This window comes from Streptomyces megasporus, assembly GCF_000718985.1.
In the GTDB taxonomy this organism is placed as follows: domain Bacteria; phylum Actinomycetota; class Actinomycetes; order Streptomycetales; family Streptomycetaceae; genus Streptomyces; species Streptomyces megasporus.
The window spans coordinates 1-430 of sequence record NZ_JODL01000105.1; the positions used below are offsets into that span (position 1 = coordinate 1).

The window sequence follows — 430 nt, forward strand, 5'->3', positions numbered from 1 at the left end:
ATTCCGTCCGGGTGTGCGTTCAATCCGCGGTGTCCGCGGGCGCGGGAGGTGTGTCGGGCGGAGGTGCCGGCGTTGTACCAGGTCACCGAGGTGGACGGGACGGAGTTGACCGGTCGGGCCAGTGCCTGCCACTTCTGGAAGGAGACCATCCATGGCTGAGATCAAGAAGGACGACGAGGCCGTGGTGGACAGCGCTTCCTCCGGCCGCGCCCAGGACCGGGCCGAGACGGACACCGAGGCGGCGGTGGCCGCCATGGAGAAGCCGGTCGACCGTGGTGAGCCGATTTTGGAGGTGCGGAACCTGGTGAAGCACTTCCCGCTCACCCGGGGGGTGGTGTTCAAGCGGCAGATCGGTGCGGTGCGGGCGGTGGACGACGTGTCGTTCACCCTGCACCAGGGCGAGACGCTGGGCATCGTGGGGGAGTCCGGG

At 68.8% G+C, this 430-nt stretch carries 2 pseudogenes; both read left to right on the forward strand.

What is annotated here, in order from left to right:
- A pseudogene (locus tag IF47_RS29980) lies at window positions 1-159 on the forward strand (methionine ABC transporter ATP-binding protein); the annotation flags it as partial.
- A pseudogene (locus IF47_RS0126880) lies at window positions 152-430 on the forward strand (peptide ABC transporter ATP-binding protein); the annotation flags it as partial. The pseudogenes IF47_RS29980 and IF47_RS0126880, both read left to right, overlap by 8 nt.